The sequence below is a fragment of the Nonomuraea sp. NPDC048916 genome (assembly GCF_040649575.1).
Lineage (GTDB): Bacteria > Actinomycetota > Actinomycetes > Streptosporangiales > Streptosporangiaceae > Nonomuraea.
Genome location: NZ_JBEZFS010000013.1, coordinates 242,108 through 257,553 on the forward strand (window position 1 = coordinate 242,108; position 15,446 = coordinate 257,553).

17 protein-coding genes are annotated in these 15,446 nt (G+C 67.4%); 6 read left to right on the top strand and 11 right to left on the bottom strand.

The features are described from left to right. Positions 1–82: 82 nt before the first annotated feature. The gene (locus AB0C16_RS16880) at positions 83–718 is read left to right on the top strand and encodes a hypothetical protein (RefSeq protein ID WP_357683622.1); all 636 of its coding nucleotides are present in this window, start codon (positions 83–85) and stop codon (positions 716–718) included. A gap of 812 nt (positions 719–1,530) precedes the next feature. On the opposite strand, the gene AB0C16_RS16885 is transcribed toward AB0C16_RS16880, so the two are convergent. From AB0C16_RS16885 to AB0C16_RS16900, 4 genes are all read right to left on the bottom strand, one after another. Further along, positions 1,531–1,932, bottom strand: coding sequence for a PIN domain nuclease (locus tag AB0C16_RS16885; RefSeq protein ID WP_357683624.1), 402 nt, complete (start codon positions 1,930–1,932; stop codon positions 1,531–1,533). Continuing rightward, positions 1,929–2,153: a type II toxin-antitoxin system VapB family antitoxin gene (locus AB0C16_RS16890; RefSeq protein ID WP_357683626.1), complete on the bottom strand. Its 225-nt coding sequence runs from the start codon at positions 2,151–2,153 to the stop codon at positions 1,929–1,931. The genes AB0C16_RS16885 and AB0C16_RS16890 overlap by 4 nt, the downstream gene beginning before the upstream one ends. Before the next feature lie 343 nt (positions 2,154–2,496). Further along, complete coding sequence (locus AB0C16_RS16895; RefSeq protein ID WP_357683629.1) at positions 2,497–2,937, bottom strand: site-specific integrase; 441 nt, start codon at positions 2,935–2,937, stop codon at positions 2,497–2,499. A gap of 370 nt (positions 2,938–3,307) precedes the next feature. Beyond that, complete coding sequence (locus AB0C16_RS16900) at positions 3,308–4,123, bottom strand: class I SAM-dependent methyltransferase (protein ID WP_357683632.1); 816 nt, start codon at positions 4,121–4,123, stop codon at positions 3,308–3,310. Positions 4,124–4,210: 87 nt separating this feature from the next. Here AB0C16_RS16900 and AB0C16_RS16905 point away from each other — a divergent pair, with 87 nt between their 5' ends. Further along, positions 4,211–4,693 (top strand): MarR family transcriptional regulator, encoded by a 483-nt coding sequence (locus AB0C16_RS16905; RefSeq protein ID WP_357683635.1) that lies wholly within the window; start codon positions 4,211–4,213, stop codon positions 4,691–4,693. Between the two features lie 247 nt (positions 4,694–4,940). Here AB0C16_RS16905 and AB0C16_RS16910 read toward each other — a convergent pair whose 3' ends face one another. The 4 genes from AB0C16_RS16910 to AB0C16_RS16925 all read right to left on the bottom strand — a co-directional run bounded on the left by AB0C16_RS16910 (position 4,941) and on the right by AB0C16_RS16925 (position 9,177). After that, the gene (locus AB0C16_RS16910) at positions 4,941–5,369 is read right to left on the bottom strand and encodes a S26 family signal peptidase (RefSeq protein ID WP_357683637.1); all 429 of its coding nucleotides are present in this window, start codon (positions 5,367–5,369) and stop codon (positions 4,941–4,943) included. A 635-nt stretch (positions 5,370–6,004) separates the two neighbouring features. Next, positions 6,005–7,807: an ABC transporter ATP-binding protein gene (locus AB0C16_RS16915; protein WP_357683640.1), complete on the bottom strand. Its 1,803-nt coding sequence runs from the start codon at positions 7,805–7,807 to the stop codon at positions 6,005–6,007. Then, on the bottom strand, positions 7,804–8,235 hold the full coding sequence (locus AB0C16_RS16920; protein ID WP_357683642.1) for a redoxin domain-containing protein: 432 nt from the start codon (positions 8,233–8,235) through the stop codon (positions 7,804–7,806). The genes AB0C16_RS16915 and AB0C16_RS16920 overlap by 4 nt, the downstream gene beginning before the upstream one ends. Positions 8,236–8,649: 414 nt before the next feature. Continuing rightward, positions 8,650–9,177: a MauE/DoxX family redox-associated membrane protein gene (locus AB0C16_RS16925; protein ID WP_357683645.1), complete on the bottom strand. Its 528-nt coding sequence runs from the start codon at positions 9,175–9,177 to the stop codon at positions 8,650–8,652. Positions 9,178–9,626: 449 nt separating this feature from the next. Here AB0C16_RS16925 and AB0C16_RS16930 point away from each other — a divergent pair, with 449 nt between their 5' ends. The 3 genes from AB0C16_RS16930 to AB0C16_RS16940 all read left to right on the top strand — a co-directional run bounded on the left by AB0C16_RS16930 (position 9,627) and on the right by AB0C16_RS16940 (position 13,010). Continuing rightward, positions 9,627–10,505: a metallophosphoesterase gene (locus AB0C16_RS16930; RefSeq protein WP_357683648.1), complete on the top strand. Its 879-nt coding sequence runs from the start codon at positions 9,627–9,629 to the stop codon at positions 10,503–10,505. 880 nt (positions 10,506–11,385) lie between these two features. Further along, positions 11,386–12,018 (top strand): hypothetical protein, encoded by a 633-nt coding sequence (locus tag AB0C16_RS16935; RefSeq protein ID WP_357683651.1) that lies wholly within the window; start codon positions 11,386–11,388, stop codon positions 12,016–12,018. Continuing rightward, positions 12,018–13,010 carry a nucleotidyl transferase AbiEii/AbiGii toxin family protein gene (locus AB0C16_RS16940; RefSeq protein ID WP_357683654.1) on the top strand — a complete coding sequence of 331 codons (993 nt, stop codon included), beginning with the start codon at positions 12,018–12,020 and terminating at the stop codon, positions 13,008–13,010. The genes AB0C16_RS16935 and AB0C16_RS16940 overlap by 1 nt, the downstream gene beginning before the upstream one ends. A gap of 36 nt (positions 13,011–13,046) precedes the next feature. Here the strand turns inward: AB0C16_RS16940 and AB0C16_RS16945 are convergent, their stop codons facing one another. The 3 genes from AB0C16_RS16945 to AB0C16_RS16955 are packed head-to-tail and all read right to left on the bottom strand — an operon-like array spanning position 13,047 to position 14,671. Beyond that, complete coding sequence (locus AB0C16_RS16945) at positions 13,047–13,238, bottom strand: ferredoxin (RefSeq protein ID WP_357683656.1); 192 nt, start codon at positions 13,236–13,238, stop codon at positions 13,047–13,049. Positions 13,239–13,273: 35 nt separating this feature from the next. Beyond that, complete coding sequence (locus tag AB0C16_RS16950) at positions 13,274–14,158, bottom strand: pyridoxamine 5'-phosphate oxidase family protein (RefSeq protein ID WP_357683659.1); 885 nt, start codon at positions 14,156–14,158, stop codon at positions 13,274–13,276. Between the two features lie 60 nt (positions 14,159–14,218). Then, positions 14,219–14,671, bottom strand: a complete 453-nt coding sequence (locus AB0C16_RS16955; RefSeq protein WP_357683661.1) for a VOC family protein — start codon at positions 14,669–14,671, stop codon at positions 14,219–14,221. A gap of 140 nt (positions 14,672–14,811) precedes the next feature. Here AB0C16_RS16955 and AB0C16_RS16960 point away from each other — a divergent pair, with 140 nt between their 5' ends. Beyond that, entirely contained in the window at positions 14,812–15,405 is a 594-nt protein-coding gene (locus AB0C16_RS16960) for a CGNR zinc finger domain-containing protein (RefSeq protein ID WP_357683664.1), read from the top strand. The last annotated feature ends 41 nt before the right edge of the window (positions 15,406–15,446 follow it).

Sequence of the window (15,446 nt, forward strand, 5' to 3'; positions counted from 1 at the left end):
GGTTCGGCGTGACCTCCGACGATTCTGGCGCCGGTCGTCCCTAGCGTCGTCGGCACCAACCACTGCTCCCCCGGAGGTCCACATGTCACGCCGAAGCACCGCCGTCGCACTGCTCACCGCCCCCGTCGCCGGCCTGGCCGGTACGATCCTCCTGCCGGCGTCCGCCGACGCCCCCGCCCAGCTCGCCCTGATCGAGGCGCAGCCCGCCCGCTGGATGGGTGCGAACGTGCTGCTCGTCATCTCGTTCCTGTGCTTCGCCGGTGCCCTGCTCGGGCTCACCGGGCTCTTCCGCGCCCAGGGCTCGCGGCTCGGCGTCGCTGCGACGGTCCTCGCGGCGCTGGGGTGGGCGCTCCACATCGGTCCCGTCGCCTACGTGATGGCCCAGTACCCGCTCGCCCACCACCCGGACCGGGCAGGTGCGGCCGAGATCGCCGCGGCGATGTTTACGGCACCGCCCTTCGCCGTGCTCATCGTTCCGGTGCTGCTGGCGACCGTCGCGGGCACCCTCATCCTCGCCGTCGCCCTCTGGCGGACGCGGCTGGCACCGCGGTGGGCGGCAGTGACGCTGGTGGCGGCACTGGCAGCCGACTTCGCAGCGCCCGACGCCGTGTCCGGGATCATGATGTTCGCTCTGATGGGTGTCGCGTTGGCCCCGTTGTCCGCACGGCTGCTCGTGCTGGAGACGACCGCCGGGGCCCGCGTGGCCACGCGGGCCTGACCCGGCCGGCTACGCGGCCATACTGGGCGTCATGGCGGCCTCGAGGGCCGGCCAGTAGATCGCTCTGATCGATGATCATGATTCCACTGTAGGAGCGGCGAGAAAACGCCGGGCTGCTCGGCGACGTGACCCAGCCTGAGTCGACGGGCGCCCCTCGGGGACTGGCGATCGGTTGTGGCTGGCCCTGCCTTCGATCGGCCACTGACGCGTGCTTCGGAAGCAGTGGCATGGCCAGCCATGGAGCCTCCGGACCAGCCAAAGATCAGATGGCTAGCCGGGGGCCGCACGCAGGAAAAACGGTGCCGCGTCCACCGTGGACGCGTACGGGTGTCGGCTCGGCACCTAGTCTGGACATGCAGCGAACTCCCACGGTTGTCAGCACCGTCCACACGATCGCCTTTTTCGACCAGCCGGCCACCCGAGCGGGTGTGTGGCACCGAAGGTGACCGTGCAAAGAGAACCTCCGAGTACTCGATGGTTGACAGCGGGGGAGAGTGCGGAGCCGAGGGTGACATGAGCAGCCGACGCCATGGCGCATGTGCGACGAGAAGGTAAGTCTCGGGGCGCGTACGATCTGCTGATTGCGGCAACGGCGGCGGCCACTGCGAGAACAGTGATCACGATGGATGCCTCGGCCGCATTCGATGATCTTCCACGCGTCCGTGCTCAGGTGGTTCTTCGCTAACTGTCGGCGGCAGCCTTGACGGCAACGTCGGCCACTAAGACGACAGCGCTGCCGACAACGGTGGCTTGGCCGTTTCTTCCGAACTTCAGCGGCAACGGCGGTTTGAGTCGGCGGTTGAGGTACTCAACTAGCTGATCCAGCGCACCGGCTGTCCGGTCAGGCGGGAGATGGTCTCGAAATCGGCGTCGGCATGCAGCACGGTGAGCTTGTGATGCCGAGCCGTCACCGCCATGAGGAGATCGACCGGAGAGGCGCATTGGTGCCACCCCTTGTCGGCGAGTTCGCGCTGCAACTCGCCCGTCTCGTGCCAAGCAGAATCAGGGATCATGTAGTAGGGGAAGGTCTCCTGAAGTAGATTGCCGGCTTCGTAGAAGGCTGGTCGGCCACTGACAGCTCGGAGATACTCCTGCCTGATCGGCTCACAGATGCCGACGAGCCCGGCACAGACAGTCTGGTCCCATTCCGCACCGACCTGACCACGGTAGAAGCGGATCAAGGCGCTGGTATCGATGAGATAGAGCTCTGTCACGCAACGGCCTGTTGTGCGCCGTCGTCTTTATCGATGGCTGAGAAGTCGATCTCACCCTCGGCCACCATCGCACGCATGCGAGCCACAGCCGCTGCCCGCCTGCGTCGATCGACGATCTCTCGTAGAGCGGCGTTCACGGTGTCTTTCTTGGACGAGGTGCCGAGCAACTTCGCGGCTTCGGCCAGGGCCTCGTCATCGAGATCGATCAGGGTCTTCGTCATGCCACCCCCTCTGTATATACGAATTCAGATTAGTATATCAGCAGGTGTTGGCCTCGGGCGATACTCGCGGTGTGGCCTGTATGCGTGTGACGAAGCCGAAGACCAGGTGCTTGCCGCCTGGGCTGGATTGGGCTGGTGCTGCCGGTCGCTGGGTGGCCGGCTTGATGCGGGGGGTAGGCACCCGACTGACGACCCATGGTGTGCGGCTGCCAAGCCTGCGGCTGTTCGCCTGGGCAGGTGTCGTCATACGCATCTTGCCGGCGGCCCGGAGGAGAGCGATGACGGCAACCCTGACGGCAACGTCCTCCACCAGTAGCACGCCGCCACCACCATCGAGCACCCTCTATCCGCAGCTCATCAAGAAGCGGCAGGGCGATTGCCACACCTGAAAGCGGAAGGCCGACGGTTCGACCCCGCCCCTGACGCAGATGGGTGGCAGCGGGACGGTTCGTTCCGAGTCCGAGGTCTTGGGGCGGACGAACTGGAGTCGGCCCGCGACCCGCTGGAGGCTCTGAACCACTTCCAGCTTGGCGGCGTCGAGGTCGATGTCCGTCCAACGGAGCCCGAGGAGTTCCCCACGGCGCAGGCCGAGGCAGAGCGCCAGGACGTACAGCGCGTAGAGCCGATGATCCCGGGCCGCCTTGAGAACGGCATGGGATTGCGGAACGGTCAGGCCGCGATTGACCTTGTGCTTGGGCATTGGGACCTTGACGAGCTTTGCGACGTTGCGAGCGGTGATCTCCTCGCGTACGGTCGCACTCCAGGGCGTTCCGGAGGACGGCATGGATGGATTGGACCATGCGAGTGGAGAGCCGGGATTCGCAACACTGGCCGCCCTTGAGGGCGCAGCATGTCGGCTTCTCGCGGGAGGCGTGCTCGGGGATGGTGTTCTTTGAGCGCCGCCTGGCGATCCTGCTAGTTAAGTGCCAACAACGGCTCTGGGCAACTGTGGAAGGCACAGGCCAGCGGCTCCCCAGGGCCGAAGCGTTCTCGGATCATGAGATGGCGGGCGGTTGGGAGTGGCCTGACCGGGAGCCGAGTCGCAAAGCGAAAGCGCAACCCTCCGATGGTCGTCTAAGCCGATCGATCAGGAACAGGGGCTGGGTGAGGAGATGGAACGCGGCGAACGGCCGCAGTACCGACCATCGGCCGCGTTAGAAGCGGAACCGCACGATGCGGGTGGACCGCTTCATGCCAGGCAGCAGGTTCATGAGGCGGTACATGCGGCGTATGTTCGCGGGTGCCTTGGCCATCAGCAGCGGTGAGTCGTACATCGGCGCCTCGTCGACGTACTCGAGCCGCGGGTGCCAATCGGCCAGCTTGCTCGGGTCGTTGAAGCCGCAGTGGAACTGGGCGTCGTATTTGCGCAGCATGGGATCCCATTTCGAGGTGCGCCACGCCCAGACCGGCACCGTGTCGAACTGTATTTGGCCAGTGGGGAAGGCGTCGACGACGCTGGTCAGCAGCCGCCGGACGTCAGTCTCGGTCAGGTAGGGCACCAGTCCCTCGGCGATCATCAGCACCGGCCGGCCGCGGGGGATGCGTTCCAGCCAGGTCAGGTCGGTGACCCTGGAGTCGATCAGGGTGTAGTTCTCGCGCGGCGGCAGGAATTGTCGCCGCAGTTCGATAACGGAGGGGTAGTCCAGGTCGTACCAGTCGACGGTGGCGGGCGGGTCGATCCGGTACACCCGGGCATCGAGGCCGCAGCCCAGGTGCAACACCACCGCGTCGGGGTGTTCGGCGAGGAAGCCTCGGGCCCAGTCATCGTGGGCCTTGGAGCGCACCACGGCGGCGAGGCCCATCTGGCTGGTGCCGAATCTGCGCTTGTCGTAGCCGGAGTCGAGGCGGCGCATCGCCTGCTCGGCGTATTCGTCGCCGAGAATCGGGTCCGGCAGTCGGTTGTCCAGTGCTTTGGCCTTGAGGACGGGGCTTAGGGTCTTCTGCACTCCGATGAGTTCAGTGTCCTTCACGACAGCGACGCTACTCCTATTTCACGAATTTCGTGAAGTTTGTGAAGCATCTTAAACTGGTGAGGCCGCCACGAGGAGGGAGCTTCGGTGACGCGAGCGGACGAGGGCGCTATCGCCGGCTTCCGGGAACGGTTCGCGCAGATCATGGTCGAATCCGGCATGCCCCGGATGGCCTCACGCGTGTACGCCGCGCTGCTGGTCAGCGACTCCGGCAAGCTGTCGGCCGCCGAACTCGCCGAGCGACTGGAGGTCGGTGCGTCGGCGATCTCGGGGGCGGTCAAGTACCTGGTGCAGGTGCGGCTGGTCGAACGTGGCCGCGAATCCGGTACCCGGCACGACTTCTGCCGAATCCACGAGCACACCTGGAGCCACTTTGTCAGCCAGTCTGACCCGGTGCTGGTCCGGGTGCAGGTCGGCGCCGACGAGGGCGTCGCGCTGTTGGGTTTCGACTCTCCCGCCGGACGGCGGCTGGACGAGACCCGCCGGTTCTTCGCGTTCATACGCGAGGAGATCAACCAGTCGATGGCGAAGTGGCGGCGGCTTCAGGCGGCCGAACGCGAGACCGGCTAGGATTCGCGCGCTGTGAATTCGCTGGTGACGCGAGCGTTCTCTGCGGCGGAGATGCGACGCTTGACAACATCCTCTTGAACCTGGACGAAGCCCTCCAGGTTCCGGGCTGTTGAGTTCGTCGAGGAGCACGGCCCTGCACGTGAAACGGCGGCCACGGGGCCCGCGACCTGAGGTGCCCGGGATTCCGCGATGCGCGATCTGAGAGGCGGGCGGTCTCAGGGGTGCTTGGTCTCAGGAGCGGGCGGTCTCAGGTGCCGATGGCGCGCACGACAACACCGACGAGCCGCTTCTGAGTGACCAGGCCGTAGTCCCGCGAGTCGTGGCTGGCGTCGGGGTTGTCTCCCAGGATCGCCATCCAACCCGGAGGAACCTGTGTGTTCGACGGCGATGGTACGTGCTCCGGTACGAGATCCCCTGGTACCGCAGCCAACCGCTTGATCACGTAGCCGGTACGCGGTCGCGGGCCTGCCATCCGCGCGTCCGGCACGACCACAACGATGTCGCCCACTCTCAGGCGCGACAGGGATGCCCGGCGCACCAGCAGACGATCGCCGGGATGCAAGGTGGGCGCCATGCTGAAGCCCGCAACCGTGGCCAGCACGAACCTGCGCCGCAGCACCGCGACGAAGGCGGCCACGCCGGAACCTATCAGGAGTACTGCAATCACGGCCTGCACGGAAAGCGCCTCACTAATCGGCGAGTTGCACTGCGGGTACTCGGAGCACCATGGCAGCCGGCAGCGATCCGGCCGCCACAGCCGCCACCTCCGTGACCCGTGGCGCCCATGGCGACAGCGACCACTAAGGGAGGTGAGACCGTTGGTGAAGACGCAGACCGCGACGGGAGCGACGGCAACTCCCGCCATGCCGCCGAGCACGCCGGGTGACATACGGACCATGGCCGCCGGCAAGGTGAGAGACGATGACCCGAATCACGGCCATCCCTGTCATGCGGAAGCGGCCACCGACTCCGGCCGGCGGCCGCTCCCGCCTACGTGTCAGTTAGCAGCGGCCGTCGTACACCCTCGAGGTGCAGCCCCCGCAGGTCGTGCCAGTGCTGTCGCAGCCGCGGTCGCACCACCGGTAAACAGAATAGCTACCGCTGCAGTAGCAGAATTCCTTCCAGGTCGTGCAGGCGGCTTGAGCAGTGACTTTCGGGACGAAGGCCGACAACATCCGGTCGCCGAGCGTGTGGAAGAGTCGCAGCATGCTCTACTCCCTCGTGAATTGACGGGCCGCTTTCGAGATGCCGGTAGACATCGTCTGATCTTGACCCGTTTTGATCTACAGTAGAGATCAGTTCGGGTTCTGGTCAATCGCGATAACCGGCGGCCTGGAGGGAAAACAACTCGGCGTAGGGCCCTGGTGCCTCGACCAGCTCGTCGTGCCGCCCAGCCTGCACCACGGTGCCGGCGTCGAGCACCAAAATCAGGTCCGCGTCCCGGATCGTGCCGAGCCGGTGCGACACCAGCAGGCTTGTGCCGCCGTTGCGTAGCCGTTGGAAGCCCTGGTGGATCTCGTGTTCGGCCTCGGCGTCGAGGCGCGCGCTCGGCTCATCGAGGATAAGCAGGTCACGGCCGCCGCGCAGGAAGCTGCGCGCGATGGCGACACGTTGCCACTGCCCGCCGGAGAGCATGGTGCCCGGTGTGGTTCCGTTCAGTTCGTCGCCGGCGAAGTAGATGCGGCTGAGCAGCGTGTCGTACCCATGCGGGAGCGTGCGCAGGATGTCGTGCACACCCGCGTCCCGCCCAGCGGTCTCGATGCGTGACCGATCCGCCAAGGCCTCGACATCACCGATGCCGATATTCTCGGCGGCCGACAACTCATAGGAGACGAACTCTTGGAAGACCCCCGCGATCCGGGCGCGCAACTGCACCGGGTCGAGGTCCCGCAAATTGACACCGTCCCAGAGGATCGCGCCACGATCCGGGTCGTAGTAGCGGCACAAGAGCTTGATGATCGTGCTCTTACCGGCACCGTTGTAACCGACAAGGGCGACCGCCTGACCCCTTGGGATCGTTATGGTGACGCCGCGCAGCACCCACGGGAGATCCTCACGGTACCGAAACCAGACGTCACGCAGCTCGATGCCGTGCCGCAACGGTGCCACCGGACGGGAGCGGGCCAGCACCGGCAGATCCGGTTCCGCTTCCACGACGGCGAGGTAGTGACTGAACATCAGCAGCTGGGTGTGCGCTCCGGCCAGATCGCGCACCATGCCGAGCAAAGCCGTCTGCACTGCGGCGACCGCGGCGACCAGCATGGCCACGTCACCGATGGTTACCGTTCCGTTGGCCGCGGCGTTGACCACCCAGACCAGACAGCCGCCCGCCACCGCGGTTGAGAGCATGGTGAGCAGCGCCTCTGTGCTCAGGGCCCGCCGGTCCATCGCCCGCTGCACCTGGTTCGCGGTACTGCGTTCGCGGAGCATCCGTTGCCTGAGAAAGGAACCGACGCCGAACAGCCTGATCTCGGTAGCCGCCTCGACATCGGAGAGCAGCTGGCCGTAGAACAACTCGCGCCGCTCGATCGGTCCCACGGTATTCATTGCCTCGGCCCGCCGGCGCGCGAGAGCGAACTCGGCGCCGACGGCGGGGAGCGTACCGACCAGGACGACGATCGCCAGAGCAGGGCTGACGGTGACCAGTGAGACGACGAACCCCGCGGTCACCAGGACCTGCTGGAGCAGGTTCAAGCTCACGGCCACGATCTCGGCCGGTCCGGACCCGCCGGCGTGACGGGCGAAGCGTAACCGATCCGCGAACTGCGGGTCCTCGAACCGCCCCAGACCGACCAACCTGTTGACCGCGGCGTAGAGCTGGTCGAGGGCGGCGAGTGCGACGATCCGTCCCTGCTCGGCCCGCAGGTAGCGCAGCACCTGCGCCAGCAGAGCCGTCATGACGCCTGCGGCGACCAGACCGATGATCGGCCACATCAGGTCCGCGGGTCCGCCGGGGGCGCTCAGCTGATCGAAGACAACCTTCGTCAGCCACGCCACGGCGACGGGCGCGCCTGCGCCCAGCACCGTCAGCACGAACTGAGCGATGGTCGTACGCGCCGCGACCCGCCAGGCCAGCCGCCAGGCGGCGACGGCCACCCGCATGCCGGTGGTCACAGGGCTACGGACTCAGGAAGGACGTCGACCCGGAAACCTGTCACCGCGAGGACGCCGTCCTGGCCTATAAGGCAGAAGGCCGGGTATCCGCGGAGGCCGAACGCCGTGGACATCTCACCGTCGACGTCCGCCTCGATGACAATCTGCGCGACCCCGCTCAGCTCCTCACGCAGGCCCCCCCACTCCTCGGGCGAGCCCAGCAGCACCGCTATCACATTGTCGCGCCCGCCTGACAGGCCGGACGCGTACCGTATAAAGGCGGGTTTCTGCTCCTCACAGGCCGGGCAGCGCGGCGAGAAGAAGGCCACGAGCATGCCCTGCCGGAGATCATCACGGGTCACCACCCGGTTGTCACCCGTCACGACGCGGAAGTCGCCGACCCGAGCTCCGGCGGGCAGGGTGATCTCCTCCTGTTCGGAGGACTGCACGCTTCCTCGGTTGATCAGCTCGGTGTGCTCTCGAAGGCGCCGGATCACTGCGACGGTGAGCAAGAGATTAAGCAGGCAGATGACGCAGACAATCGCTAATGCGGCCCACAAGACTGGCATGGCGAAATCCTCAACGTTTGATCCTTTCCGGCGCGGCCAGGATAGTACAGGTCTAGCCGCGCGAAGCGGCCCATGATGATCGGCAGGACAGGCTCTGCGCACATCGCGTCAACGGGGCAGACAGGCCGATACGTGACGGTCAATACGGCCGTTCGGCAAGGCGAACCGGGCGCGGGAGCTGCTGGCGGCCGTCGGGACCAGGGGCACGCGAATCAGCGGTTCCGTCCCAACTGTCCGGTTGGGCAGCAGCACCGGGCGCCACCGCGCGGGATGGACGGCTGGTGGCCAACGCCGCTATCCAGCTGGCCTGATCAACGTGATGATGTCCTCGAACGCCGTGATCAGGATGCCGGCAACCAGTCCGCCGGCACCGGCGAGCAGAGCGTACGGTGCGTCGAGTGTGCCCGATGCCGAGGCGCCGGCCAACCCGAGAACGGCGACACAGACGAGCATCAGGTTCCGCAACACGTGGCTTAGACCCAGAGGTGTGCTTGATGCCCCGAAGCACCGGCAGGGAGCGCGGTTACCGTGCGACAGCGCTCGTCCGATCACTAGCGTGAAGGACAGTAGGAGGCAGCCTGCCAAGGCGAAGCCGATCCAACCCGCCACCCGCACCGGGACGAGCAGCAGCACGGCGACGATTGCCTCGATCGCCACCACAGCAAGCGCCACCGGCTGCAGGAGAGGGCTCGGCACCTGGTCCAACTGGCGCAGCGAATGGACGAAGGCGAGCCAGGCGCCCTTCCCAGAGACCTTGGTGAAGGCCGCCATAATTAAGACCGCCGCCAGCAAAAGCCGACACGCCACTTCCAGATACTGCACGGTGGGCAAACCTATCCACTGCACCGCGCTACAACAACAACTGCTGCCGCTGCCGGTCAGCAACAAGTTAGAACTAAGTGCCGTAGAAGACGTCCGGGCGCGTGATGCGGAGCGCTCGTGCGTGCGGCGCGATGATCGATGCCACCGAACGGCGTGTGTCACGGCACTACCAGGGCTGTGACTCCACCACGCTGGAGTCGGCACCGGCGTGATCGCGCGCCGGCCGTGAACGATGCCGAGGGTGCCCGTCCGCGAGCCCGTTGTGCTTTTCGGTCCGTTACTTGACGGTTCTTTGGGGCGAACGTCATGCTCGGGGTGGCTCGGTCGTCGAGATGGCGGTGGAGCGCTGGGATGTGAGTCACCGGTCAGGGCCGGTGGTTGACACCGCATCGTTGCGCCGCTCGACCTAAGCCGGGCCATCACAATGGCTCAAGGAAGGGCGATAGGCGATGAAGGTCGCTTTCGTAGGCGATGTCCACGGTTGTGTGTTGCACGCGCTGGGCGCGGTGGTGATGCTCCAGGCGCGTCGCGGGATTCGGCTCGACGCCGTGATCCAGGTCGGGGATCTGGGCGCGTATCCGTCGTTCGAACGGTTCGACGAGTCCAGCCGCCGGTTCGGGCGGGACCATCCTGCCCAGGGCGATTTCTTTCACCTGCTCGATCCGTCGCCGCCGGTCGCGGAAGGCGTGCGACTGGCCCTCGGGCGGGTCCCCGCGGTGCTGTTCGTCAGCGGCAACCACGAGGATCACGACTGGCTGGCCTCGTTGCACGACACGGCGGCCACCGAGGTCGTGCCGGTGGACCCGCTCGGCGCCTACCGGCATGTCGCCTGCGGGAACGTGGTGGAGGTCGCCGGGCAGCGGGTGGCGTTCCTCGGGCTGATCGAGGCCCCGGGGAAGATGGACCTGGACGAGAGCGCCTACGCACGACTGCTGGCCACCGAACCCGGCGGGGTGGACATCCTGATCACCCATGACGGCCCGTACGGCATGTCGCTCGACAGGCACGGGAACGCGCAGGGCTCGGCGAAGCTGTCCCGGCTCATCGAGCACCTGCAGCCGCGTCTGCACGTCAGCGGTCACTACCACCACCCCAACGGCCCGCGCCGCTACGGCCGTACGACCTCCTACGCGCTCGCCCAGTTGGTGCGACCCAAGGCCACCCGGTGGCAGCCGGAGCCGATCAACCCCGAGCAACGGGTGGCGGCCGGGAGCGTCGGCCTGTTCGACACCGAGACCGCTGACTTCGAGTACATCCAGGACGAATGGCTCGCCGAGGTCAGAGGCGATCATCTCGATCTCGCCGAACTCGTCGCCGCCACCGGCTGACGGCCTCGTCTCGCTCCTCAGCCTTGTGGCTGGCTCCGGAGACGCCCCCCGACATGACCGCGTCGGGGGGCGCTGTGCGGCAACCTGTTCAGCCGAGAGCACCACGAGCATCTGAGGAGGTCAAGCCCAAGCCCGATGAACGCCGGAGCGGAGAGCTTCCTCCATCTCCCTCGTGGAGAGCACCTTGCCGGGACCGCGGCTGAAGGGGTGGATCGCGGCGACCTCGCGGAGCGCGGCCAAGTCGGCGAAGACGCTGGGCGAGGACCGCCGCAACCCGTGAACGTCCGGGCCTTCGTGGGGCTGGTCTACCACCAACCGCCCCAGTCATCCCAGTCGTTCCAGCCGCCCCAGCCCCCGTTGCCCCACCACCGCCTACGGTGGCAGAAGCGACGGCGACGCCAGCGGCCGCCGCAGCCCCAAGAGGTCCTAGCCATGATTCCTCCCCCATTGGCTGCTTCCTTAATTCGGACGCTAACACCCAAATCGGGATTAATCACGGCATACTCTTCGGCTTCACAGAGACTTGGACCGGCACATTTAATCTTCAACGAGACTTGACCGGCACATTCAATGCGGAAAGGGTCTACCCAACCCAGGCCGCTGACGGGCGACGCGTCGCCCGAGCACAGCCACATGACGGCGTGGGCGACCTCCTCCGTGGTGCCCTGCGTACCAGGGGCCACGGCATTGATCCGGGCACCGGAGTCGGCGAAGTCCGCCGCCGCCGTACCGCTACCGGATTGGTGATGTCCGTGGGGACGGCGACCGCACGGCGAGAATGGCACGATAGGGCGCATGACATGCTTACGGGGCGAACCAGGAGAGTCTCATCGGAGGGCGCGAGATACGACGCCCGGCCGCTGGGCGGTGTGATCTGGATATGACCGGCATGGGGTTCGCGGGGGTCTTCGACATCCATCTGACCGTGGCGGCGGCGGACGACGACGTCGAGCGGCTGGGCGGCTGGTCGGCCTCGAACGGGGTGAAGTTCACGCACATCGAGCTCGCTCGGGGGCAGGTCCGGTCGCAGCCCATGCTGACGATCGCGGGGCGCGGCACGCTGAGCGAGCAACGAGCCGCCGCGTCCGCCTGTGCGGCGAGGCTGCGCAAGGAGGGGTTCGAGGTTGTCCGCGTCAAGATCGAGGCGGCGCCCTGGAACGCGGACGTGCCGGAGGATCGCGCGACCGCGACGGCGCTGACCGGCTGCTACTTCGAGCATCACGTCAAGGTGCTACTCCCCGACGACGTCACGGTCCTGGGGGAGCTGGCGGAGCTGGCCGGGGCTCACTCCGCGCACGTGTCGCGCAATGCCCGGCGAGAGCGCGGTGACGACTCGCACGAGCGGTTCGTCACCCAGCGCTGCCGCTCCGTCGGGTTGCCCACGGCCCGGCGGCGCTTGGAGACCCTGCTGGACGCTCTCGAATCACGCGGCTTCGCGGTGCTGGAGGCCGAGCAGGAATTCGTGGTGCACGATGACAACCCCGAGGTCGACCGCGGCTGGATCGAGGAGTGATGGGATCTTCCTGGGAGCAGTTCAAAAAGAACTGCATGCTCGACCCGCAGTGGATCCCCCCACGCGGCACAGAGGAGTTTCCCACGACCTACATCCCCGCCGCACAGGGGGAGGGCGTCCGTCAGCCGCCGATCTTCGATCCCGCGCTGAAGCAGTTCGACCATGCGTTCCGGGCCGGGGACCCGGTCTTCGAGGATGAGGAGATCGGGCGGCGGTGGCGACGGGCCAGACGGTCCGCGATCGATCACCTGGTGGCCGTCGTCGCCGGCTCTCCGTGGAGCGAGAATCTCGTCCTCCGGGGGAGCGCTCTGCTGGAGGCGTGGATCGGAGAGCAGGCCCGAGAGCCGGGCGACCTGGACTGGGTGGTCGTCCCGCACACCGTCAACCTCGACAGCCTCCTGACCGTCGACATGTTCAAGGGGCTCATCGCCGCCGTCGCGGCGACGCCCCGGGCATCCGGCACGGTGGCCATCGACCCCGCCGACATAGCGGTGGACGACATCTGGACGTACGAACGCGTGCCCGGGCGGCGTCTCGTCTTCACCTGGCACTCCGACGGCCTGCCGTCGGGGACGGTACAACTCGACTTCGTCTTCAACGAGCAGTTGCCGGTGCCGCCGACGACGGCGCTCATTCCGCGGGCCGGTGGCACGGAGTCCACGCTCGTCCAGGCCGCCACGCCCGAGCTGTCATTGGCATGGAAGATCCTGTGGCTGGCCTCCGACCTTTACGCGCAGGGCAAGGACCTCTACGACGCCGTCCTGCTCGCCGAACGGTGCACGCTCCCTCGTGAACTCCTGCGCCAGGTTCTGGCCGTTGAGCTGGGCACGCGGGGCGCCGCGGCGTTCGACGCCGACGCGGTCATGTCGTTCGAGATCGACTGGGAGGAGTTCGAGGCTGAATACCCGCAGGTCAAGGGTAGCCCGCGTGAGTGGCTGGAGCGGCTCGCCCGCGCCCTGGCCCCGACGTTCGCGGCGGATGCCCCCGACTGATCCCCGGACGGGAGCGCGGTCGCCCGGCACGTCCGATCAGGCGTCGTCCAAGGAGATGGCCTGGACGGGGCAGGCGCGGGCGGCCTGTTCGAGCTCGGGGCTGGTGGCGTCGTCCGGCGTGGCGTCGTACACCAGCTCGTCGTCATCGTTGAGGGCGAACACCTCCGGAGCGGCGAACACACATTGGGCGTGGGTCTCGCACAGTGTCATGTCGACACGGACGCGCATCGAGGTTCCTTTCGAGTCGAGTGGGTTCTGGGGCTTCAGGCGGGATTGAACCGGGAGTATTTGCCGAACGACCACCGCTGTGGAAGGGCGTCGGTGACCTGGACCACCTGCTCGATGTCGAAGTCGACAAGGCGGTGCGCACCGGGCACCGTCGCCGCCCGATCCGGGTCCCAGTCGACACGGGCGCGGCCGGTCAGCTGCATCGTGTGACCGGCTTCCCAGTCGAGGAACAGCAGGCCGCAGCGTGGATCGAGGTCGAGGTTTCCCAAGGTCATGTACATCGAGTTGCCGGTGTAGTCGGGCCAGGTCAGCCGCCGGTCGCCGGTCAAGGTGACGAAACCGGGGTTTCCGCCGCGGTGCGAGGCGTCGGCGCCCAGGCCGGCGACCTGAGTGGCGATGAAGAACGTGTCGGCCGCGGTGATCCACCGCCGTTGGGCGGGGGTCGGCTCGCGAGTGACGTGCGCCGTCCTGTTCACCGGGTGGGCGTCCTCGGTCACGGTGCGGGTCTGGATGTACTTCGGGCAGTTCGAGTACACCTGCTCGGTGCGTACCGAGAGCCGGTCGCCGTCCATGCGGGCGCGGCCGTTGACCCGCATCCTCCTGCGGCTGGCCGGCTCGATGGCGAGCATGCCGATGTCCCGTTCGGTGGCGAACCGCCCGGCGAGCGGATCACCGTCGCCGGGCAGCCCGTCGGCGATGATGGTGCGGTCATCGGGCGTGGTGATGAAACCGGGTGGGCCGGTGAGCACGCTGGCCCAGACCGCCCCGCTGTCGCCGGCGGCCGCGATCACCATCATGGGCTGCCGGCTCAGGAACTCGGCGGCCACCGGTGGGATGACGTTGCCCACACCGGCCGATCCCCAGCCGTCGACGGTGAGGCCGGCGCGGCGCCGCACCGCACGTTCGCCTTCGTGGAACACGGGGCACTCCTTGTGGATCGCCGGGCCGGACCACCCGATGCGGTCCGCCCCGAGGGGGTGTTAGAAGAAGCCGCAGGTCGGCGCGTTCTGTGTGGGGGCCGGTGCGCCCTCTGCGCCGGCCGGGGCGAAGATCTCCAGGCGAATGCCGTCCGGGTCGGTGAAGAACACCCCGCCGGAGGACGCGCCTTCGCCGTGCGGAACGATCCCGTCGTAGACCAGCTCGGCGCCGAGCTCGCGCAGGGTGGCCTCGGCGCGGCGCACCGCGTCGATGTCGGCCACCTGGAACGACAGGTGGTGAAGCCCGGGGAGGCCGGTGGCGAACGTGCCGCTGCTCTGCTGCCACAGCGTGACCAGCAGGGCGCCTTCGTGGCCGAGGAAGGCGAATTTCCGGTCACCGTCGGTCTGCCGGCCCATGATCTCGAAGCCGAAGACCTGACGGTAGAAGGCGATCGAACGAGCCAGGTCGGTCACGTTCAACCCGACGTGGCCGGTCTGCAGGATGGGGGTGCTCATGCGGAATCTCCCTGGATGTGGTCGGTTGTCGTGAACAGGCGGCGGTCGGCCGTACGTCTTCTAACGGTCTATGTGCCGCTATACCGCTAGATAATGCTCGATACTTCTCACGGAGTCAACAGGTGGGTACCATTAGAAAAATGGATGTGGCTAACCTCGCCGGTGGCGGAGGCCCGATCCTGGGCCAGCCGTTGCCGATCGAACTCGGCAACACCGTGTACGCGGTGCGCGGCCGTCCCCGGGAGGGTCTGCAGTCCGCCGAGCAACTCGCCGCATGGCTACGAGACGTGCGGGCACGCCTGGCGGTCACTCTCACGGACGACGACCTGCGCGGCGTGACCGACGACGACCTGATCGGCGCCCGGGAGCTCCGCGACGCCATCCGGCTGCTGGCGGACGCGGCGGTGACCGGTCAGAGCGCCGACCCCGACGCGGTCACGACGCTCAACCGCCACACGCGGCAGACCCCGCGATGGTACGAACTGCGCGTCGACCCAGAGCCGCACGTGACGGTGGGCACTTCGGGCCGGCCGGTCGCCGCCGCCCTCGCCGCGATCGCCGAGGACGCGGTCCACCTCTTCGCCGGCCCCCTGCGCCACGAGGTGCGCGCCTGCCACGGCCCCGGCTGCGTGCTGCACTTCGTCCGCGACGCGCCACGGCGTGAGTGGTGCTCGCCCGGCTGCGGCAACCGCGCGCGGGCGGCCCGCCACTACGCCAAGGTGCGGAAGACCTGAGCCCGCCTCGAAGTGGCAGGTCGTGCGGGGTCGGAGGCCCG